Origin of the sequence: Jiulongibacter sediminis, assembly GCF_001306455.1 — a bacterium.
Taxonomy (GTDB): domain Bacteria; phylum Bacteroidota; class Bacteroidia; order Cytophagales; family Spirosomataceae; genus Jiulongibacter; species Jiulongibacter sediminis.
On the sequence record NZ_LGTQ01000012.1, the window covers coordinates 131,100 to 152,919 of the forward strand.

General features: G+C 41.2%; 21 protein-coding genes and 1 tRNA gene. 16 read left to right on the forward strand and 6 right to left on the reverse strand.

Going from position 1 to position 21,820, the window contains the following annotated elements:
* Positions 1 to 62: 62 nt before the first annotated feature.
* The 4 genes from clpX to AFM12_RS15520 all read right to left on the reverse strand — a co-directional run bounded on the left by clpX (position 63) and on the right by AFM12_RS15520 (position 3,701).
* Positions 63 to 1,322, reverse strand: coding sequence for an ATP-dependent Clp protease ATP-binding subunit ClpX (gene clpX, locus AFM12_RS15505; RefSeq protein ID WP_055149893.1), 1,260 nt, complete (start codon positions 1,320 to 1,322; stop codon positions 63 to 65).
* Positions 1,323 to 1,412: 90 nt separating this feature from the next.
* Positions 1,413 to 2,084 carry a ClpP family protease gene (locus AFM12_RS15510; protein ID WP_055149896.1) on the reverse strand — a complete coding sequence of 224 codons (672 nt, stop codon included), beginning with the start codon at positions 2,082 to 2,084 and terminating at the stop codon, positions 1,413 to 1,415.
* Positions 2,085 to 2,201: 117 nt separating this feature from the next.
* On the reverse strand, positions 2,202 to 3,548 hold the full coding sequence (locus AFM12_RS15515) for a trigger factor (RefSeq protein ID WP_055149899.1): 1,347 nt from the start codon (positions 3,546 to 3,548) through the stop codon (positions 2,202 to 2,204).
* Positions 3,549 to 3,619: 71 nt separating this feature from the next.
* A tRNA-Leu gene (locus tag AFM12_RS15520) sits at positions 3,620 to 3,701 on the reverse strand.
* Positions 3,702 to 3,889: 188 nt separating this feature from the next.
* Here AFM12_RS15520 and AFM12_RS15525 point away from each other — a divergent pair.
* From AFM12_RS15525 to AFM12_RS15555, 7 genes are all read left to right on the forward strand, one after another.
* A complete protein-coding gene (locus AFM12_RS15525) occupies positions 3,890 to 6,163 on the forward strand; it encodes a RelA/SpoT family protein (protein ID WP_229308519.1) in 2,274 nt (757 codons plus the stop codon).
* A gap of 52 nt (positions 6,164 to 6,215) precedes the next feature.
* Positions 6,216 to 6,749 carry a hypothetical protein gene (locus AFM12_RS15530; RefSeq protein WP_055149902.1) on the forward strand — a complete coding sequence of 178 codons (534 nt, stop codon included), beginning with the start codon at positions 6,216 to 6,218 and terminating at the stop codon, positions 6,747 to 6,749.
* A 74-nt stretch (positions 6,750 to 6,823) separates the two neighbouring features.
* Positions 6,824 to 7,294, forward strand: coding sequence for a Fur family transcriptional regulator (locus AFM12_RS15535; RefSeq protein WP_055149905.1), 471 nt, complete (start codon positions 6,824 to 6,826; stop codon positions 7,292 to 7,294).
* Between the two features lie 30 nt (positions 7,295 to 7,324).
* On the forward strand, positions 7,325 to 8,596 hold the full coding sequence (locus tag AFM12_RS15540) for an adenylosuccinate synthase (RefSeq protein ID WP_055149908.1): 1,272 nt from the start codon (positions 7,325 to 7,327) through the stop codon (positions 8,594 to 8,596).
* A 5-nt stretch (positions 8,597 to 8,601) separates the two neighbouring features.
* On the forward strand, positions 8,602 to 9,264 hold the full coding sequence (locus tag AFM12_RS15545; protein ID WP_055149910.1) for a hypothetical protein: 663 nt from the start codon (positions 8,602 to 8,604) through the stop codon (positions 9,262 to 9,264).
* 81 nt (positions 9,265 to 9,345) lie between these two features.
* Complete coding sequence (locus AFM12_RS15550) at positions 9,346 to 10,191, forward strand: helix-turn-helix domain-containing protein (RefSeq protein ID WP_055149913.1); 846 nt, start codon at positions 9,346 to 9,348, stop codon at positions 10,189 to 10,191.
* 70 nt (positions 10,192 to 10,261) lie between these two features.
* A complete protein-coding gene (locus AFM12_RS15555) occupies positions 10,262 to 11,149 on the forward strand; it encodes a DUF6503 family protein (protein WP_055149916.1) in 888 nt (295 codons plus the stop codon).
* A 12-nt stretch (positions 11,150 to 11,161) separates the two neighbouring features.
* Here AFM12_RS15555 and AFM12_RS15560 read toward each other — a convergent pair whose 3' ends face one another.
* Positions 11,162 to 11,776 (reverse strand): fumarylacetoacetate hydrolase family protein, encoded by a 615-nt coding sequence (locus tag AFM12_RS15560; protein ID WP_055149919.1) that lies wholly within the window; start codon positions 11,774 to 11,776, stop codon positions 11,162 to 11,164.
* Positions 11,777 to 11,939: 163 nt separating this feature from the next.
* Between AFM12_RS15560 and AFM12_RS15565 the strand changes: the two genes are divergently transcribed.
* Complete coding sequence (locus AFM12_RS15565; protein WP_055149922.1) at positions 11,940 to 12,446, forward strand: hypothetical protein; 507 nt, start codon at positions 11,940 to 11,942, stop codon at positions 12,444 to 12,446.
* A 67-nt stretch (positions 12,447 to 12,513) separates the two neighbouring features.
* On the opposite strand, the gene AFM12_RS15570 is transcribed toward AFM12_RS15565, so the two are convergent.
* A complete protein-coding gene (locus tag AFM12_RS15570; RefSeq protein WP_055149925.1) occupies positions 12,514 to 13,551 on the reverse strand; it encodes a zinc metalloprotease in 1,038 nt (345 codons plus the stop codon).
* Positions 13,552 to 13,800: 249 nt separating this feature from the next.
* Between AFM12_RS15570 and AFM12_RS15575 the strand changes: the two genes are divergently transcribed.
* From AFM12_RS15575 to AFM12_RS15610, 8 genes are all read left to right on the forward strand, one after another.
* Positions 13,801 to 14,259, forward strand: a complete 459-nt coding sequence (locus AFM12_RS15575; RefSeq protein WP_055149928.1) for a hypothetical protein — start codon at positions 13,801 to 13,803, stop codon at positions 14,257 to 14,259.
* A 1-nt stretch (position 14,260) separates the two neighbouring features.
* On the forward strand, positions 14,261 to 14,476 hold the full coding sequence (locus tag AFM12_RS15580; protein ID WP_055149931.1) for a helix-turn-helix transcriptional regulator: 216 nt from the start codon (positions 14,261 to 14,263) through the stop codon (positions 14,474 to 14,476).
* A 12-nt stretch (positions 14,477 to 14,488) separates the two neighbouring features.
* Positions 14,489 to 15,160, forward strand: coding sequence for a DUF4386 domain-containing protein (locus AFM12_RS15585; RefSeq protein ID WP_055149934.1), 672 nt, complete (start codon positions 14,489 to 14,491; stop codon positions 15,158 to 15,160).
* A gap of 129 nt (positions 15,161 to 15,289) precedes the next feature.
* Entirely contained in the window at positions 15,290 to 17,455 is a 2,166-nt protein-coding gene (locus AFM12_RS15590) for a TonB-dependent receptor (protein WP_055149936.1), read from the forward strand.
* Positions 17,456 to 17,606: 151 nt separating this feature from the next.
* A complete protein-coding gene (locus AFM12_RS15595; protein WP_055149940.1) occupies positions 17,607 to 18,248 on the forward strand; it encodes a hypothetical protein in 642 nt (213 codons plus the stop codon).
* Between the two features lie 8 nt (positions 18,249 to 18,256).
* The gene (locus AFM12_RS15600) at positions 18,257 to 18,811 is read left to right on the forward strand and encodes a hypothetical protein (protein ID WP_131458405.1); all 555 of its coding nucleotides are present in this window, start codon (positions 18,257 to 18,259) and stop codon (positions 18,809 to 18,811) included.
* Entirely contained in the window at positions 18,804 to 21,071 is a 2,268-nt protein-coding gene (locus AFM12_RS15605; protein ID WP_055149946.1) for a histidine kinase, read from the forward strand. Before AFM12_RS15600 ends, AFM12_RS15605 begins: the two co-directional genes overlap by 8 nt.
* Positions 21,061 to 21,819, forward strand: a complete 759-nt coding sequence (locus AFM12_RS15610) for a LytR/AlgR family response regulator transcription factor (RefSeq protein WP_055149949.1) — start codon at positions 21,061 to 21,063, stop codon at positions 21,817 to 21,819. Before AFM12_RS15605 ends, AFM12_RS15610 begins: the two co-directional genes overlap by 11 nt.
* The last annotated feature ends 1 nt before the right edge of the window (position 21,820 follow it).

Below are 21,820 nucleotides of genomic sequence, written 5' to 3' on the forward strand. Positions count from 1 at the left end.
AAAAAGCGTTGAACAGACTATTGAGCCTATTCAACGCTATGCTTTCAATTCTTGGTATTCTATTAAGCAACTAATTTGAGCTCGTAATACGAGGAATGCTCAAACTTCTTCTCGGCATACGCCTTGGTTACTTCAAATTCTTTCACATCCTCCTCTGAGGGCAATTCAAACATCGCATCTGTCAGAATTGCTTCACAGATTGACCTTAAACCACGGGCACCGAGCTTAAAGATAACCGCCTGATCTACAATATAATCAAGAGCATCGTCAGTGAATTTTAATTTAATTCCCTCCATACCGAAAAGCTTTTTGTACTGCTTCATCAGTGAGTTTTTAGGTTCAACAAGAATACGCTTCAACGTATCCTTATCCAGCGGATTGAGATAAGTCAAAAGCGGCAAGCGACCTATAAGTTCAGGAATCAAACCAAAAGACTTCAAATCTTGCTGAGTCACAAAACGCAATACATTCTCATTTTCCCAGATGCGATTCATCTTCTTATCGGTTGAGAAACCGATAGGGGCTTTATTGATACGTTTAGCAATATGGCGGTCAATGCCATCAAAAGCACCACCACAAATGAAGAGAATGTTTTGGGTATTGATCTGCACCAAAGGCTGTTCAGGGTGCTTTCTACCTCCCTGAGGTGGAACACTCACTACTGATCCTTCCAATAACTTCAATAAACCTTGCTGAACACCTTCTCCACTCACATCTCTGGTAATCGACGGATTATCGGATTTGCGGGAAATCTTGTCAACCTCGTCAATGTAGACAATGCCTCTTTCTGCAAGCTCCGGATTATAATCAGCAGCTTGAAGAAGCCTGCTCAAAATGCTTTCAACGTCTTCTCCCACATAGCCAGCCTCCGTTAACACAGTAGCATCAGCAATAGCAAATGGCACCTGAAGCATTTTAGCAATGGTGCGAGCCAGGTAGGTTTTACCTGTACCCGTCTCACCAACCATAATGATGTTTGATTTTTCAATCGTTACATCGTCCGTAGAATCGGGCTGCATGAGTCGCTTGTAGTGATTATAAACCGCTACAGAAAGAACTTTCTTAGCTTCATCCTGACCTATTACAAAATCATCAAGATAGTTTTTAAGATCAATCGGAGGTTTAAGATCAAACTTTGGCAACTCCGACTTTTTCTTCTTTTTCTTGCCTTTCGGGTTTACCCCAAAAAGCTCTTGTTGTACTAAATCATGTCCCTGTACTATACAGTGGTTACATATGTGCCCGTCAGTTCCGGAAAGTAAAAGATCTACTTCGTTCTTTTTACGTCCGCAAAACGAGCAAAAAGGCTCTTTATACGCCATTTTTAGCTTTATTAAAATTTCCGCAATTTAGTGGAATCTGCCCGAAAAACCTGATTCATATACGTTTAAGGCAGATGCAAAGACTCCGAATTAATCTCTCGACAACACCTCGTCAATAAGACCATACTTTTGGGCCTCTTCGGCTCTCATCCAATAGTCTCTGTCTGAATCTTTTTCTATTTGCTTAAACGTTTTACCAGTATGTTTGGCCAGAATATCGTACAATTCTTTTCTAAGCTCTATGATCTGCTTGACCGAAATCTCCATATCGGTTGACTGTCCTTGCATTCCACCACTTGGCTGGTGAATCATCACACGGGCGTGAGGCAGTGCTGACCTCTTACCTTCGGCACCGCCGGCAAGTAATACCGCACCCATAGAAGCAGCCAAAGAGGTGCAAATAGTAGCCACATCAGGTCTTACAAACTGCATGGTATCGTACATTCCTAAACCCGCATATACAGAACCACCCGGGCTGTTTATGTACATTAGGATATCTTTTTTAGCATCTACTGACTCAAGGAATAGTAGCTGAGCCACCACGATATTGGCAATCTGATCATCAACTCCCGTTCCGAGGAAAATGATACGATCCATAATTAATCTTGAGAAAACATCAATGGCTGCGAAACGCATAGGACGCTCTTCAATAATGTTAGCGGTCATGTTTTCTACATTGTGCTTTAAATAGTCATCAACCGTTAAACCACTAAGGCCGCGGTGGTGCACCGCATATTTTCTAAATTCTTCTCCGAAATTCATGTATTAATATTAGTTCTTATCAAATGTAAACAAAAAAGTGAGTTTGGAGGTTCTGCCTAATAAGAAAGCCGAAGCATCGGCTCCGGCTTTCATTAAGCTTATTTTGCAAGAACCGGATTACGCCGTTTCATATTTGGCTTTTGCAATCTCATTAAACTCCTCCACTTTCACAGATTTGTTTTTGATGCTGATTTTGCCCTTGGCAAAATCAATTACTTTTTTACCGAAAGCCTTATTATAATAGTTTCTGAAGGCATTGTCTTTATTTTCTTCAAGCTGCTTTTTGGCCATCTGAGTAATAAAGTCATCCATTCCCTGAGCCTGTGGCCCAAAGTAATTTTTGATTTCAGCTTTCACCACTTCAAGAACATCATCGTATTCAACTTTGATTTCTTCTCCGTTATTTGAAGCGATCTCACCTTTGATCAAATCAAGACGAACACCTCTGGCAAATGCATCGTACTCTTTCTCAATATCTTCTTCTGTCACCTTACCTTCATTCACGGCCAAAAGCCATTTTTTCAGATATGCATCAGGCAAGTCAATTTTGATATTGTCAACTAATGTTTTCTCAACATCAAAATCCAATAAGAAACCAGACTCTCTGTTATAGTTTTCTTTAATGATATTAGAAATCTCCTCTCTGAAGCCTTCCTCATCACTCACTTTACCTTCACCAATGGCCTTATCAAAAAGCTCCTGATCAATTTTTGCCGGAGCGACTCTTGAGATTTTATCAACGGTGAATTCAAAATCACCAGCCAGAGCAGCAGCCTCTTCATCTGATTTTCCAATGGCAAAGCCAAGGTCTTTATCCGTTTCAAAAATACTTTGAATATCAAAGGTCACTTTTGAGCCTTTCTCTAAACCTTTGAAAAGCTTTTGAGACTTCTTCACCACTTTATCTGTAGGAATACCAGATTGAGATTCAAACTCAGAACTCTCCTGACGAAGTGTCCCGAAAAGAAGGTCGCCTATTTCAGCATCTTCCGGCTCAAGATCAGTACCAAAACGCTTTTGCAAATCTTCAATAGCGTCATCTACCTGAGATTTTGTTGGTTCAATTTCGTAGTTCTCAATAGCAGGCAACTTCTCAAGGTCCACTGTAAAATCAGAGGCAGTACCTACTTCATACTCAAAATTGAACTCAGTATCGTTGTCCCAGTCAATTTTGTAAGCATCGTTATCAGGCATTGGATCGCCTACCACTTTCAGCTTATTCTCGGTGATGTAGCTATTGACTGCTCCGCTCACCTTATTTATGACGGTGTCTACTAAAAGACTTTTACCGTATAGTTTTTTAATGTAACCAAAAGGCACATGACCGGGTCTGAAACCCTTGATCTTTGCAGTTTTAGCGTATTCTTTGATTTGCTTGTCAACATCAGCCTGATAATCTTCCGGCGTTAAAGTCACTTTTAAACGGCCATCAGTGGCTGAGATTTTGTTGAAATTTGTTTCCATTAAGAAGCAGTTTTGGAAATTGTTTTTGAAATAAAAAACCCTCCAGCCGATTGAGACCAGAGGGTTGATTGTACGGGCGGAGGGAATCGAACCCCCACGCCTTGCGGCACTAGATCCTAAGTCTAGCACGTCTACCAGTTCCGCCACGCCCGCATCCTTTTTGGAAACCTACATTTCCAATCGGGCTGCAAAGATGTGCGGCCTTTTTTTAATTTGCAAACACTCTATCGAAAAAAAATAAAAAAAATATTTGGACTATGACCTTCGAAAAAAATCAGGTTGATCATGCCTAACTTTATCATTGAAAAACAGAGATTAGAGTTAACAAAGGAATCTTAAGGGTGGGGAAAATCAAGGAAAAGAAAAAAGAGTATTTCAGCCAGTATTACTCTGAAGACGAGAGGAGGGTGATCAAGTCAAAATACAGGGATATTCTAAAAAGGGCTGAGCCCTTTATCCAGGGTGACGATTTGAAGCAAATCAGGAAAGCTTTTGACCTTTCAATGGATGCTCATAAAGAAATGCGGCGTAAATCAGGCGAGCCGTACATCTATCATCCTTTGGAAGTTGCTCTGATTTGTGTAGAAGAGATAGGACTGGGCCCCACGTCTATTGTTTGTGCTCTCCTTCATGATGTTGTAGAAGATACCGATCTCACTCTTGAGGATATTGAAGCAGATTTTGGTTCCAAAGTGGCTCGTATTATTGATGGTCTGACTAAAATCGCTGAAAACTTCGAGCAAAGTCAATCTGCTCAGGCAGAGAACTTCAGAAAAATGCTACTTACGCTTTCAGAGGATGTAAGGGTAATTCTGATCAAACTTGCGGATCGTCTTCATAATATGCGTACTCTGGAGAGCATGGCCCGAAACTCTCAACTAAAAATTGCTCATGAGACCATTTATATATATGCCCCGCTAGCTCACCGCCTGGGTCTTTATCAAATCAAATCTGAACTGGAGGATTTATACTTGAAGTATAACGAACCTGAAGCATATAAGTCCATCGCCAATAAACTGAAATCACGAAAGAAAAAGCGGGAGGAGTTCATTGAGAAATTCATGGAGCCGATCGCAAAGCGACTTAAAGCGGCAGACATCGATTTTTATATTAAGGGAAGGCCAAAGCATATCTATTCTATCTGGAATAAACTGAGGAAACAGAACACCACTTTCGAGAATATTTATGACCTGTTTGCCATTCGAATAATCCTAAAAAACATTTCTCCAGAGGCGACTGATCGTGAAAAAGCAGCGTGTTGGTTGGCTTACAGCATTGTTACCGATGAATATAAACCTAATCCTGACCGACTAAAAGACTGGATTTCTACACCCAGATCTAATGGATACGAATCATTACACACTACCGTAATGAGTCATACAGGTGTCTGGGTTGAAGTTCAGATTAGAACGGAACGGATGGACGATGTAGCCGAAAGAGGTTATGCCGCACACTGGAAATATAAAGGAGCTGACACAAGTCTCAACAAGCCACTTGACCAATGGATTAATCAGGTAAGAGAGACCCTGGAAGCTAAAGATAACTCTGCCATGGAGTTTCTGGAGGATTTCAGAGGAAACCTGTATAATGAAGAGGTCTTTGTATTTACCCCAAAAGGTGACCTGAAGGTCATAAGGAAAGGCTCCACAGTACTCGACTTCGCGTATGAAATACATACTGAGATCGGGTCAAAATGTACGGCTGGAAAGCTAAACGGACACCTCGTTCCTATTTCTCATGTTCTTGAAAATGGTGATCAGGTTGAGATTTTGACGACTAAAACTCAGAAACCATCTGAAGACTGGCTCAGATTTGTTGTAACCACCAAGGCCAAAGCAAGAATCAAGGATGCTCTCAAAGAGGAGAATAAAACGTACGTGGCCGATGGTAAAGAGATCATCAACAAAAAACTAAAAATCCTCAATATTGAAAACTCGCTGGAAACACTAAATCAGCTGAGAGCCTATTTCAATAAAAAAGACTACAATGAACTCTACTACTTTTTCGGCAAAGGCTATATACAACCCGATGAAATAAGAAAGTTCAAATCTGAGAGGGAAGCTCTGGAGAACAAAAGGAAGAAAATTGCTCTCAAAGAGGAGGATTACAAGACGGCCAAAAGTTTTGAGAAGGCCATCCGAAAAAGTAAGGGTCAAGACCACCTCCTTATCGGAGACGACCTTCAGGAGCTTGATTACACGCTCTCAAAATGCTGTAATCCTATACCAGGCGATGATGTTTTTGGCTTTCTAACCGTGAATGAAGGAATCAAGGTACACCGTACTTCCTGCCCGAACTCACAGCAATTACTGACCAGTTATGGCAATCGCGTTATTAAAGCCCAATGGTCTTCGCAGGTAGAAAAAGCGTATCAGGTTTCAATAGAAATGAGCGGTGTTGATCGCATGGGTATTATTCAGGATATCTCAACGGTTATTTCAGAGGAGCTTCATATAAATATGCGTGGTCTTAACGTAGAAACCGACGGAGGGTTCTTCACAGGAAATATCAAGGTCTTTGTATTTGACACAAAACATTTGGACAAACTCATTCGAAAACTCGGCAAAATCAGCGGAATAAATTCCGTTAAACGATTGAGAAGTGAGGCCGCATGACAACATTTCCTTACTTTTGAATCTCTCATTTTGAGTCTTACAACAAAACCCAATGCTTAGAACAATTCTGCTCTTTCTTGTTTTGCTTGGTAGCTTTAGCAGCTTTGGTCAGCGTAATGGATTTGAAACTTCGTCCAGCTCCGACTCCTTGTACGCCGTCAGAAAGCTTTTTCACACCAATGTTTACAGAAACAACGTAAAACTGAGCAAGAGTACCTTTTCTTCAACTTTACGAAATAGCAAAAAGTGGAGTCGGAAAAATTCAATAGCAAATATCATCTTACCGGCCGGGCCCTTGGTGACTGCCGGCGGTGTATACCTCGCCTATGATGCCATTAAAGGTGTACCTATGGTTTATCGTCATGAAGGCCAGGATTACCCCTATGTAGTCAGAAGTTTGCCTAAACTCTTGGGAGGTCTGGCTCTGGCTGTAACCGGCCTTTCAATGGTAGAATCAGCCAACGAAACCAAAGCAAATGCCACTGACTGGCATAATAGCACCCTTCAGAAGAAAAATGAAAAAGCCGTTTTGTTCCGCTACGGCATCACTCCAACCGGAGGAATTGGCCTTACTGCCAACTTTTGAAAAATAGATATGGTTTGGTAGCAAAAAAGGGTAAATTTGTGAGCAAATTTCTTTTGGCCGCATAAAGAGCTTAAATGAATTCAAACAGATCGAATTTCGAATCGGCAAAGCAAATTTTTACTGCATTTCTGGAGAACAAACAGCTTCGCAAAACTCCTGAACGATACGCCATACTCGAAGAAATCTATAGCCGTACTGACCATTTTGATGTTGATGATCTATACATCTCCATGAAAAACAAAAAGTATCAGGTGAGCCGGGCTACAGTTTATAATACGCTCGACCTTCTGGTAGAATGCGACTTGGTAACCAAACATCAGTTTGGCAAAAACCTGGCTCAGTATGAAAAGTCTTACGGCTCAAAACAGCATGATCATTTGATATGCCTAGATTGCCACAAGGTTTCGGAATTCTGCGATCCAAGAATCCAGAATATTCAGAATATGGTGGGTGAAATGCTGGAATTTGATGTAAATCATCACTCCCTTATTTTCTACGGTAACTGCAAAAAAGAAAATTGCGAAAACAAGAAACAATCAGTTTAAGGATATAAAAACGACATTCATTTTTTTGACATGGTAGATATTTTATTGGGTTTACAGTGGGGAGACGAGGGGAAAGGAAAGATTGTAGACGTATTGGCTCCTCAGTATAAAGTTGTAGCCCGTTTTCAGGGTGGGCCTAATGCAGGTCACACGCTCGAGTTCGATGGTCTGAAGCATGTTCTTCACCAAATTCCTTCAGGAGTTTTTCGTAAAGACTGCCTGAATGTTATCGGTAATGGCGTAGTGCTTGACCCGGTTATTTTCAAAAAAGAGGTAGACAGTTTAACGGAAAAATTCAAAATGGATTTGACCCAAAATCTGGTCGTTTCTACTAAAACTGCCATTATCATCCCTACTCACAGAATGATGGATGCAGCTCAGGAAAAAGCCAAAGGCGATGACAAGATTGGATCTACTTTGAAAGGAATAGGACCAACATACACCGATAAGGTTAGCCGTCACGGTCTTCGTTTGGGAGATATTCTTTCAGACAATTTCAAAAAGAAATACGAAGCTGTAAAAGGTCGTCATCTGCAATGGCTATCATATCTTGATTTCGAGCCGGAAGGTTTGGAGGAGCTGGAAAAAGAGTTTTTTGCCGCTTGCGAATTTCTCAAGCAATTTGAATTGACTGAAACCGAATACCTTGTCAATGAGGAGCTGGAAAATGGGAACCGTATTCTAGCTGAGGGAGCACAGGGTTCACTTTTAGATATTGACTTTGGTTCTTATCCTTTTGTGACCAGTTCTTCAACCACAGCTGCGGGTGTCTGCTCAGGTTTGGGTGTGGCCCCGGGCAAAATTGGTGAGGTATATGGTATTTTCAAAGCGTACTGCACCCGTGTAGGTAGCGGTCCTTTCCCTACAGAGCTTTTTGACGCCGATGGTGAAGCTATGCGTAAAGAAGGCAATGAGTTTGGTTCTACTACCGGTCGCCCGAGAAGATGCGGTTGGCTTGATCTACCAGCTCTTAAATACACCGTTATGCTTAATGGTGTTACACAGCTGGTTATGATGAAAGCTGATGTACTGAATATCTTTGAAAATATTGAGGTTTGTATCGGCTACAAATTGCCGGATGGCACTGTGACCGAGCAAATGCCTTATGACCTATGCGATACTAAAGCCGAACCAATTTACACCACCCTTAAAGGCTGGAACACCTCCCTTGAAGGTATCACAGACTATGAGGCACTTCCACAGGAGCTCAAAGACTATGTTACTTATATTGAAGAAGCCGTAGGAGTACCTGTGAAATTTGTTTCAACAAGCCCTGACAGAACCGCCACTATCGCCAGATAAGACTCATGGACAGAAATCTCGCCAATTATCTTTTCCATAATGAGACGCTTTATGCGTTTGGAGAGGAAGTGGTGAGTGAGGAGAAGCTGGAAGTCGGAAGTCAGAAGTCAGAAGTTGGAAGTGACGAGAAGGGAGAAAGGAAAACGGAGCAAGGAAGTTCTGAGAACTCATTCCCTTCGGGGGCAGAAGGGGCAATACCGGAAAATGATAGACTTGACTCTAATGTCGAGCAGATCAAACATTCCGATAACCATGAACTAATAACCAATTCACCAATTTCCGCCCCCCCCAAGCCTCCGGTTTACCCGATGAAAACCAAGCACCTGGTAGTGGTTAAAAATCTTCAACCGGTAGAGAAAGAGCTTTTGGTGAAGATCATGACGGCCATCAAGTTGAAAATGGATATTGTGGATTTGGTAGACGTTGCTACTTATCCGAATATTGATTTCAAAGAAACGATTTACGGGAATATGCCGAAGGCAATTCTCTTCTTCGGCCCGGAGAGTGGAGAGGAGTTTCTTATCCGTTTAAAGCTTGAAAAGTATAATCCAAAAGTATTGAAAGGAATCAATTTCCTCATGGCGGATAATTTGGGGACTATTCTTAAAGATCAGAATAACGAGAAGCGTTTGCTTTGGAACTCCCTTAAAGCTGTTTTTGAGGTTTAATATGCCTTTGCATTTCATACCTTAGTTCAGTCGATCTTCTTTCTTAATTGCTTTGGGTAAATCTCATACAGTTGAGCTACCATGAATATCCTCGAACAGACCCAGATTCATATTGATAGAAAAATGGTTTTCGAACGCATTGTTTCCAAGGGCATCTCGAAAATGCCAAAAACTCTGGAAAACGAGGCCTGTTTCATGTACGTCATTTCTGGAGATTTTAAAATTTACACAGCGGATCGTAACACTGAAATTCACAGTCATGACTGCCTCTTATCTCAATGCGGCAATTATTATTATCAGGAAATAAAAAATCAGGATAACCCTGATCAGATTTTTGAGGCCATTGGTATCTTTTTTCATCCGGAAATACTAAGAAAGATCTTTAAAGAAAAGGATATCGAGAGCTTTAAGAATGAGTACATCGCTGTTACCATTAAGGAAAACAAGGCTCTTGAAATCTATAAACACTCCTTAAACCACTACCTCAGACACCCGAATGAATTTGATGAAGAATTACGACTGATTAAGCTCAAAGAAATTCTTCTGCTTCTCTCAAAAACTGAGGAAGCACCCAATGTACAAGCCTTGATTTCTGCACTTTTTAAAAAGCGGGAGTTTGACTTTAAAAGAGCCATCGAAACTCATCTGTTTGACCCACTCTCGCTCGATGAGCTGGCCTTCATTTGTCACATGAGTCTGGCTACTTTTAAGCGAAATTTTTCAAAATTCTACAAAAAGTCACCTGCCGCCTACTTCAGAGAAAAAAGACTGGAAGAAGCTAAAAGACTATTGCTCTCTACCGAACTTCCTGTTTCTCAAATTCCTGAGCAATGTGGTTTTGAGGCCACTTCTACCTTCAACCGACTCTTCAAACAGCAATTTGGGCTTTCTCCTTTGGAGTACAGATTGAACCAAATTGAGAGATAAGAGAGCTAATCTGAAAAGACTTTCAGTGACCATTTTTTGAGTTTTGCAACCCAAACAAATCAAAAAAACAATGAAAGGATTGCTTAGATCAGGTCAACTCATAGTTCTAATCGCCCTGCTTACCAGCTGCATGGCAGATATCAGAACCGCCCCTATCAAAAAAAAAGGCATAACCCCGGAAAGTCAGAAAAAAGGAAGAGAACTTTTACTAAAAACCCGGAAGAAACATGGGCTTGATCAACTGAAACAGCATAAAACCTACCAATACACCGCTCATGACAGTTGGAAAGGCTTCTTGGGAAAAGTAGGAAAAGTATGGCCTGAGGCTGAGCTTAATCTTGATTTTAAATACCTCCCCGGCACTTTTGAAGGTAAAGTTCAATATCTCAGTGGTAATGTAAAGGGACTTTCTGGCGGGCTGCAAAGCTGGCATTACTACGAAATTGACAACTCCGGTAAACTTGAATTCAAGAGGACAAATAAACGGGTTGAATTCGGCATTGCAGCTTTTCAGTATTTCTTTGAGGTTCTAGACCGAATGCCCGATGTACCAATTTTAGCCTATGCCGGTGAGCAAACTGTTGGAAATCAGTCATACGAAATTCTTTTCGCCACCTGGCACAAAGCGGAACCTCATAAAGAGCATGATCAATATCTGCTCTATATCAACAAAGAAACAGGTTATATGGATTTCTTAACCTATACCATCAGAGACAATTACCTGCCCGGTTCATGGTTTTTACATGGCACCGTTAAATACGAAAACCTAAAAATTATAGATGGTATAACTGTGCCTTTCACACAGAAAGTCTATTTGTTAGGCCCGCATGATGAGGATAAAAACCTGATACATGAATTGAATATCTCAGACTTTCAATTTGATACCTTTGAGGCAGAGGAACTCTATCCGGACAAATCAATACCGAGAGTGGGAAACAGCAAAGAAGGTAAACAATAAGGGAGTTTACCGTCAAACCATCTTGAAATCCAGTATTAAATCACCCTCTACGCTAGCCTGCAGATGATCGCCCCTTTCAATTTTACCCGTACCTGTTGCCGGGGTTCCGGTAAAAATGAGATCGCCCGGCTCCAGCGTCATGAATTTTGACACGAAAGCAATAATTTCAGCGAAATTATAGATCATCAGACTGGTGTTCCCCACCTGTTTTGACTCTCCATTAATTTTTAAATCAAAATTGATATCACTTAAATCCTGGAAAGATGAGATCGGCTTAAAGCTTGAAATGGGTGCGGCTCCGTCAAACCCTTTTCCTAAATCCCATGGCCCCTTGCCCTCACGACTTTGATCAAAAATATCTTTCGCTGTATAGTCAATACCGATACCAATTTCAGAAATATAATTTTCAGCCTCAGCTTCAATAATATCCTTGCCTTTAAGACCAATTTTTATAACCAATTCAGCTTCATACCTAAGGTCGTTAGTAAAAGAGGGATAGGCGACGTCTTTATTTCCCGTCACAAGACTACTTTCAGGTTTTGAGAAAATAATCTGGTTTCCGGTTTTTCCGGCGTTTTTGTCCTCGCCTTCATTAATGTAGTTTTTGCCTATGGCCAGAATTTTCATGGAGAGCTGTTTTAAATAATTGATAATCTGAACCAAAGTTAGATCGAAAACCGATTTAAAAATCAGGGCATGACAGAAATAATTTGATAGCCCTAAAAAGTGATTCAGAACATATTTTCAATTCATCAGAAACCCTAAATTGCTTCCTTAACCCCTATTGAAAATGACCAGCATACGTACCCGGCCCCGGTTTAGAACTGTAAGTAAACAAAGTGCGGAAGAACTCAAACAACGAATAAAAATTCATCTTGAAAACTATAAGGAAGAAGGAATTATCGGGAAGGTATATGATGCTCATTGTTCTTTTGACATCGGGCTTAAAGACCACCACTTCTGGTCGCCTCATCTTAATGTAAATTTTGACGAGAATGAAGAAGAAGGGGGGACCATTATCCGCGGTCGGTACGGCCCCGCTCCTACTATCTGGACTGTCTTCATGTTTGGCTACGGGGCACTCGGCATTTCTTTTACTTTTGCTGCCCTTTACGGACTAAGTGAACTGGCCTTAAAGCAAGAAGCTGCCATTCTATGGGTACTTCCTTTTCTATTAGGTGGTATACTAACCCTTTGGCTCTCTGGCCAAACCGGCCAGAAACTGGGCGTGGAGCAAACTTTCAGGATTCATCAGTTTTTTGAAGAGGCGATTGGCGAGAAGGTGCATGTTCACTAAAATAGAGAGTCATTAATAACAAAAGACCCGCCGAAGCGGGTCTTTTTGGTTGTTTATCAAATAACCATTACTGTACAAAAGTCTCTCTAACACCGCCTGAAGCAAAAAGGGCTCTCGAGCGGTCTACCTGACCACCCGTAAACATATACATACAGGCATCGTCCACATAATCCATATAGTTCATGGTCTGGTCTGTTGTACCACAACGAACCGTTGGGAACGAAGGACAGCCATAATTAGGACCATCCGATAGTGGGGTATCATCTACAAAGTCGTCTACTCCGCAACCTCCATCTCCCCAGATATGGCGAAGATTTAACCAGTGGCCTACCTCATGAGTAGCAGTACGCCCTTCATCAAATGGTGAAACAACATATCCTGTGCTACCAAAGAAACGCGGCCCGATAACAACACCATCTGTAGAAGCTGAACCACCTGGAAACTGGGCATATCCAAGAATACCACCACCAATTTCACAAACCCAAATATTCAGGTTATTCTCAGGATCAGTAGCATCAATACCACCCCTCTTACTGCTTTTCATGGCATCACGAGTTCCCCATGAAGTCTTATTTGAAGACTTTCTATTTACCGTTGCCAGAGTAAAATGAATATCCATATCGCCTACAGAACTAGAAAACAGAGAAGGCACCTGATTCAAATCATTATTAGAAGCACTAAAATCGGCGTTTAGTATATCAATTTGAGATTGGATTTGAGCCATAGAAATATTCTCATCGGCATTGCTGTAAATGACATTGACTACTACCGGAATTTCCACTGTTCCGTCAAACGGAGTACCGTCACCGCCTGTTCCGCCTCCGCCACCACCCGGCTTTCCTTTTCCGCCGCCGTTGCCGCCAGCCTTATTCGCTAACACCTTGTTGGTATGTTTTTCAATTGCTGCCAAACGATTTGCCAAACCCGGATTTTCTTTTAATTGCCTTTCGAGCACTTTCATCGAATAACAGTTTCTCCCGTTATCTCCTTGAGCAAAATCCATCCCTTCAGGAACTGCATTATCAGGATTCATTTCAGAAGGATTACAGGAAATGGCCAGTGCGAACACCGCCGAAAGGGCAAGCCCTTTGTAAAGTAGTTTCATCAGAGGTTTTAATTTTAGTTTGTTAATAAAGACTCCACAATTTGCTCATAATCTTCAATTTACCAAAAAATGAAATTTAAATTTTGACCAATTCTTAAATCATAAGTATCAAATTGACTAATCACAATCTGAAATTGAATTTCATCAGTCAAATGAACCACTCAGGCAAAATATTTCATTCTTAATGTATAATATTTTTAACATTAAGTAAATTATTTATACCTTTGAGCATTAAATAATTTACAATTCATGAAAGAGCGAAACATTTACGTCACCGTTAGTAGTACAATTCTAATTTTTGCAGGTTATCTATTTAAAATGAATGGATATTATCAGGAAGGTCTTCTTGAGGGTACTGAAGGACTTCAGTTTACAGGCAAAAGCATTCTTATTCTTATCGGGGTTATGGCAGGGGCCAATATTGTTTTAAATATTCTTGGTACCATTGGATTTACGATTAAAGATTCAGTTCAAAACAAAGACTGCAAACCAGGCCAGTTGATAGAAGACGAGCGGGATAAAATCATCGAACTTAAAGGCATGCAGGTTTCTTATGCTGTTTTTGGAGCGGGCCTTATTTTATCACTTATTGCTCTTACCATGGGCTGGGCAGCCCCTGTAGTCATCATTATGATAATTGGCTCTTTGGTTTTGGCAGAAATTATTGGAAATATTAAAAAGCTTTTCCACTACAGAAGAGGATTTTAAGATGTCGAAGAAAATAAGCAATACTATTAAAACGCTGCGGTTTTTCGCCAACGAAATGACCCAGCAAGAGCTTGCCGAAAAAGCAGGGGTTACCAGGCAGACCATCGCGGCCATTGAAAAAGACAAATATAGTCCCTCCCTTGAGCTGGCTTTTAAAATTGCCGATGTCTTTAATGTGCCTTTAAACGAAGTATTCAGCTATAAAGAAGATGAATAAAAAATATTCAAAATGAAAAACTTAAAGAAAGATGCCCGCATCGCCGGCCTATGGTACCTTTTTATGGGTATTACCGGAATGCTGGGCCTGATGTACGTCCCTGGTCAGATTTATATAGCTGGCAATAGTTCGCAAACCGCTCAAAACATTCTCAACCAAGAAGGCCTTTTCAGGTTTGGAATCTTAGCCAATCTCCTCTGCCAGACAAGTTTTCTTTTTCTGGCCCTGGCCTTTCAAAAACTATTTGATGGTGTATCTGACTACTGGTCAAAACTCCTCAAAACATTGGTCACTGCAGCAGTACCGATAGCTTTCTTTAATGCATTATTGCTTATAGCTGCTCTCCTCGTTTTGAAAGAAAACGGACTGGAGCAAAATCAAAAAGAAGCTCTTTCAAACCTATTTATTCAGATCAATTCTTTCGGCACCATGGCCGTTCAGGTTTTCTGGGGTCTCTGGCTTTTACCTCTGGGAATGCTTTTCATCAGAGCCGAGTTTATGCCGAAGCTCATAGGCTACTTTCTTATTGCCGGTTGTGTCGCCTACCTCTTTGAAAGCCTAATGGGAGTTATGAATGCACCATTTAAGGAGACGGTAACTCCCTATCTAATGCTTCCTCTTAGCCTGGGTGAGTTTAGTGCTATTTTTTGGTTATTGATTAAAGGGGTGAAGAAGGGATATTGACAATCATACCCCACTCCCCCACTTCCACCATTCACTCCATAAATCCCGCAGTTCATCGGAAACTCATTTACTTGAGGAGGCTTTTCCGTCAGTTTTGTTGCGTCATTAAAAACACAGACAATACAAAACATGAAAAAGCTATTTACTCTATTTTTAATCTTATCCGGCCTTTCAGCTTTGGCTCAAACGAGCATCAGTGGCAAAATCACTGATCAGAAAGGTGAGCCTCTTCCCTTTGCCAATATTTCTCTGGAAGGCACCTATGACGGAGCCTCGGCAGATTTGGAAGGAAATTTCACCTTCTCCTCTGACGAAACAGGTCCTCAAATGCTTTCTGTCACCATGATCGGGTTCATCCCTTATCAAAAGAAAGTTGAATTAAATGGAGAAGCCATTCTTCTCGATGTAAAATTGGAGGAATCCATCAATTCACTAAATGCTGTTGTCGTTACAGCCGGAATGTTTGAGGCCTCTGACGAGAAAAAAATGGTCATGATGAAGCCCATGGATATTGTTACCACCGCCGGTGCAGGGGCTGATATCACTTCAGTAATGCAACTATTGCCTGGTGCCAACCGTGTTGGAGAACAGGAGGGACTTTTTGTCCGGGGTGGTTCTGCACAGGAAACCAAAACAGTCATCGATGGTATTATTGTCCAAAATCCTTTTTTCAGCAGCACGCCTGATGTACCCCAGCGAGGCCGTTTTAACCCCTTTATGTTTAAAGGAACTGCTTTCAGTACCGGTGGATATTCTGCTCAGTATGGTCAGGCTTTATCATCTGTTTTGCTTCTCAATACCATGGACAAGCAAGGCGAGAATAGCAATTTCAATGTCGGACTTAACATGGCCGGCGTAAATGCTTCTTATACCCACAAAGGCTGGCTTACAGCCAGTGCCGGTTATAATAATGTGGCTCCGTTCTTTGGTTTAACCAAAACCAATCTGGATTTTGAAACCATTCCTCAGGGTTTTGGGGGGTCACTGACCATCAATGAAAACTTCAAAAACAGTTCACTGAAAGTCTACAGTACGTATACTGATGGCAGAAGCGGTATCAATTTACCATCATATGATGAGGAGAATTCCACTTATCTTTTCTCAAACAGAAATACCAATTCATTTACCAATGCCAGTTACCGTAGTAGCTGGGCAGATGGCAAGTGGGTGATGATGGCCGGGGCATCTTACAGCAATAATCAGGACAAATTGAAAATTGACCAACTAGCCGCCGATCGCTTTGATGAGCGTTCACAAGGGAGATTAGTTTTTAGCAGACTTTTCGGCAAAGAAAATGGGAGTACATTCACCTTTGGAGGCGAATTTCATGACATCACCCTGTCAAATATTTATAACGGCTATAAGCTGAAAATTGACGATCAATACAGCTCACTTTTTGCGGAGGCCGAGTTTTATTTAAGCTCAAAACTAGCTGCTCGTTTTGGACTGAGAGGTGAAAACAGTACAGTCATTCAAAAATCGAATATGGCTCCAAGATTATCACTGGCCTATAAAGCAGGAAAGTACGCCCAATTCTCTTTCGCCGCAGGTCGCTTTTATCAAAATCCTGAGAAGGAGTATCTGTATCTTGACAAAACATTGGATTTTGAAAATGCAGACCATGCTATTCTGAATTATCAGGTTATCAAGAACGGGAAAACGTTCAGAACAGAGGTGTTCTACAAAAAATACAACCACCTTGTTTCTGAAAATGTAGGGCACTTTGACCCAAATCCTTACCGTTTTCCATCCGGAGAACTTAGTAACTCCGGCTACGGATACGCACAGGGATTCGACCTCTTTTTCAGAGATGAAACCAGTATTGATAACGGAGACTTTTGGGTGACTTACTCTTTTCTGAACACCAAGAGAAAATTCAGAAACTACCCAGTGGAGGCAGTGCCTCATTTTGCAACCAAACATAATTTCAGTGTGGTTTATAAGCAGTTTATTGATGCCATTACAACTAATGTTGGAGCTACTTTTACCCACACCAGCGGCAGGCCGATTTATAACTTTAATGACACTTTCACTGCACCAGAAGAAACCAAGGCTTTTCAAAATCTAAGCCTGATGGCCAGTCATGTTCGTCAGTTTGGTAATAGTTTCCTGGTATTCTATGCCACGCTTGATAACGTACTGGGCCGTAAAAACATCTTCGGATATCGTTACTCTGCCGATGGCCGGGAGCGTTATGAGGTCAAACCATTAATGTACCGCACATTCTTCTTCGGTCTCAACTGGACCCTCGGAGAACTCAATGGCCGCAGCAGAGAGGCGGAGCTGGATTTTTGAGAATGACCGCACTCATTGCCGTCGTGACACGACCTTAATTCACTCCAAAAAAACCGTGGTTCGTCGGAAAACCATATCGCCGACACCATTTAAATAGCACTTTTGAACTGTCAATACGACATCACATTTTTAATCATATCTAATTCAAATCATGAAAAAGTTAACCTTCCTTATCGCTCTTCTTTTTATTGGCAAATCGGTTTTTGCCCAAAACAGTAAATACGAAGAGACCATGAACAAACTAACCACTGAAATGTTCAATCAACCTTACGATGCCTTGCTTCAACCTGTAGCGAATAAAATGCAAAGGGTTGCTCAGGCAGAGGCAGATCAATGGTTGCCAAACTACTGGGTCGCCTACTGTTACATTCAGGATTCTTTTAAAAAGATAGATCCTGCCGAAAAAGATCAGATGCTTGATGTTGCAGCTGAGTACCTGAAAAAAGCAGAGTCTATTGCCGCAAAGCCCATTTCAGATATTGAGCTATTAAAAGCTCAGCATGCTTCTGCAAAAATGACTGTTGACCCACAAAACAGATGGCAGGAATATGGCCCTAAGTATCAGACTTCTTTGAACAAAGCAGAGCAAATTGACCCATCAAACCCAAGAGTGGCTTATCTGAAAGGTACATCAGCCTTTTATACGCCGGAGGCCTTCGGAGGTGGCAAAAAAATCGCTAAGCCCTTCTTTGAGGAAGCCCTTGTTAAATTTTCTAACTTCACAGCAGAAACCACTTATCATCCAAACTGGGGTAAAATGGAATCTGAATATTTTATTACACAATGCAATTAAAAACATCAATGATACCTCAATTAGGATTTGTTGAATTGGTAGGCAGAGCCGAGCGATGGAAATTTAGCCATCGCTGGCCGGCCAGCCTCCTGAAGAATGCTACTGCTTTAATTTTGTTTGCAGGTTTAAACGGTTTTGGCAATGCCTGGGAAAACGCACCTGAGCATCTTAAAGTGTTAATCCCCGTGCTAAACATTCTCATCTTCTTAGCCTACTTTGGTAAAGGAAGTCTTGATGCCGGAGTCAATCGCATTATTTTGTTTTTCAGTAATATCAGTCGTTACGTGGGCGATTTTATCAATAAACTAACTGATAATTTTCTTCCCTTCCTGATCAACCTGATGGTTATCGCCATTATCATCACTTTTGTAAAAATCGGGACAAGTTTATTTCTAAGTATGCCGGTTATTCCGGCCTTTTTGAGAGAGATTCCTTTTGTAAATGATCAGACTTCTCTCGGTACTTTCAGGACCATTTTTCATCAGCTTTGGGTAGTTCCGGTGGTTTTGAAATATGCCGCTATTCTACTGGACTGGATGTTTTTCGAACATATCAATGAATAACAAACCATTACATAGCAAAACTATTGACGGTCAAAACCTCAGCGAGGTTCGGGTAAAAACCGGCTGGGGAAACATTGAGTGTTTTGCCTCAGAAAATGACGAGTACAAGGTTGAAGTATACGCCCAAAAACTAAGTTTCCTAACGCTCTTTGAATGGCAGAGAATGTCGGCAACAGAATTTGCCGATCTTGGTTTCCGAATTTACCGGGAAGACGACCTCCTCATCATCAGAAGCGATGCTATGGAAGGCAACCTTTTAGGCCAACTCCTTCAGTTTAAGAGAGTGCATTTCAGGTTATTTCTTCCCAGACAATGCTCTGTGGACGTTCAAAACCAGATTGGCGATATCCGCATCACAGGTCTTACAGGCAATCATCGGTATAAATCAAGATTCGGCAGTATTTACCTTAATAATATCAAAGGCCGGATCAGCAGCGGCAATAAGAATTACGGACGAAAAATTGAGATCAACCATTGTGAGGGCGATCTGAAGTTATCATCTGGCGGTAGCAACCTGAATATCTTGCACTGCAGCGGAAATATGGATTTTAACACTGACGGGGGCAATATCAGAATTCTCAATTATCAGGGGATTCTCAATTGCCGAACCAAAGGAGGGAATGTCAAAGTGGAAAGTTTCGTCGGTGAACTCAAAGCTGCATCATGGGGTGGAAATATCAAAGTTGACCATCTCAATGGCGATGTCACTGCCAACACCATGGGCGGCAATGTTTCATTAAAAGCCAGAAGAGTAGAGAATTATGCCTGGCTGCAAACCAGTGGCGGTAATATCCGTTTCGAGTTTTTTGAGAATCAGCGATTTGATCTTTCTGCCAAAGCCAGCAGGGTGAAAGCTTCCGGCAATTTCACCTTCCATGGCTCACAATCAAGAACAAAATGGAATGGTGAAGTAAACGGTGGCGGACCTGATGTACGACTCAAAACAGCAGGTGGTAATGTCAGTTTTTCAGGTGTTCCTGGTTTGATTGATCAAAGTCAGAATATTACCTATCAAACCAAGACTGAAATCCCGTCTATCAAAGCCAGGCCAACAAGGCCAGTCACAGAAGACAAACCCAAAATTGTTCAAACTGCAAGGTCAAAATCGTCTTCGCAAAAAAAGGAAGCCCCTGTTCCCAAATTTAAAAGCTCTTCTAAAATCTGGGAAAACACCCCTGTTATCGGACAGGCTTTGCTTGCCTTGGTGATCGTCACTCTGCTCACATATGGTTTTAATACTATTACCTATTTCTCCAGCCAAATGCTGGCAGAAAATGGCACTAAAACTGAAAACGTTGCCATTTTCTATTTAAACCTTATTAATGGAGTATTGGCATTTACGGCACTCTGGATTTTTATTTCACTGTTAAACCATAGGATAAGGAAAGCTTGGCTAAAATATCTGGTGCTTACCGTCATGACAATCTTCTTCTACATTCTTGGGCATGGTATTCTTCAGAGTATTCCAGAGAGTGCTGTGCACGGTCGAGGGTTAGTATACCACTATAAATGGTTAACAAGCAGGCCGCAAGAACAAGAGCCGATCTTTCTCGCACTGCTTTTTTTGTTTGTTCCCGTATTAGCCAATATCTCCTTTTTCAGTTATTGGAACCGCAGTAGAAACATGTCTGAAAGGCTTGATCAACAACAGTTACAATTATTAAATCTCGAAAAACTTAAAACCAAGGCACAGCTGAATGCTCTGGAAGCCCGAATTAATCCGCATTTCCTTTATAACTCTTTAAATAGTATTGCCGGGCTTATTCATGAAAATGCCGACCAGGCTGAAGACATGACTATTGAGCTTTCAAAACTTTTCAGAGCCACCACGGGCCGTAAGAATGAAAGTTATCATGGTATTGGCGAAGAAATTGAGCTGGTAAAGTCTTATCTGGCCATTGAAAAAATGCGTTTTGGCGAAAGACTCTCCTATGAGATTAATGTTGAGCCACAGCTCAAAGAACATAAAATCCCCAGGTTTCTTCTTCAACCATTGGTTGAAAACGCCATCAAACACGGGATTTCAAAAATTGCGAGCAATGGCGAAATTAAAATTGACATAAAATCTATTGAAGATAAAATCAATATCACCATTCATGATAACGGCCCTGATTTTGGCGAAGCCATGAGTGGAGGTTATGGCCTTAAAAGTGTTCAGGACAAACTAGATCTGATTTATGAAGGCAAAGCAAGTCTTGATATTTCTAACACACCGGTTAAACAGTTAACCATTTTAATTGACAAGAATCATGCATTATAAAACCGTACTCATAGACGACGAACCACTGGCTATCAGCCGATTAAAAAGACTTCTATCCAAATTTGAGGATGTTTTTGAGATCATTGATACGGCAGGTAATGGTCAGGAAGGTCTGGAGAAAATTGAGACCTTGAAACCCGACCTCATTTTTCTGGATATTGAAATGCCGCTGTTGAATGGTTTTGAAATGCTGGAGCAATTAGATACTGTACCCAAAGTCATTTTTTGTACTGCTTATGATCAATATGCGATACAGGCCTTTGAAGAAAACAGTCTGGACTATCTTCTAAAACCTGTTGAAAAAGAACGTCTTCAAAAAACGGTGGATAAACTGAAATCACTGGAAAAGAAAGACAATGGTTTTGATGATACAGCCCTTGCAAAGCTGCTTTCACAGGTGAATAAAAAGAAAACAATTCACAGCATTACCGTTAAAAAAGGGGATAAAATCTTCTTTATTCCTCTAACAGACATTAGCTATTTTCATGCGGAAGACAAATACGTTTTTCTCAATACCAACGATGGCAAACAATACCTCACGAGCTATACTATTACCTCATTGGATGAGAAATTACCGGAAGAGTTCATCAGAATCAGTCGCTCAGCGATTATTCATACACACCGCATAGCTTCACTCGAAAAGAGCTTTAATGGAAAGTTCGTTGTTAACCTTAACGACCTCAAAAAAACGAAGTTGGAAAGCGGCACCAGTTACGGTGACAATTTGAAGCAGCTGATGGAGGTTTGAG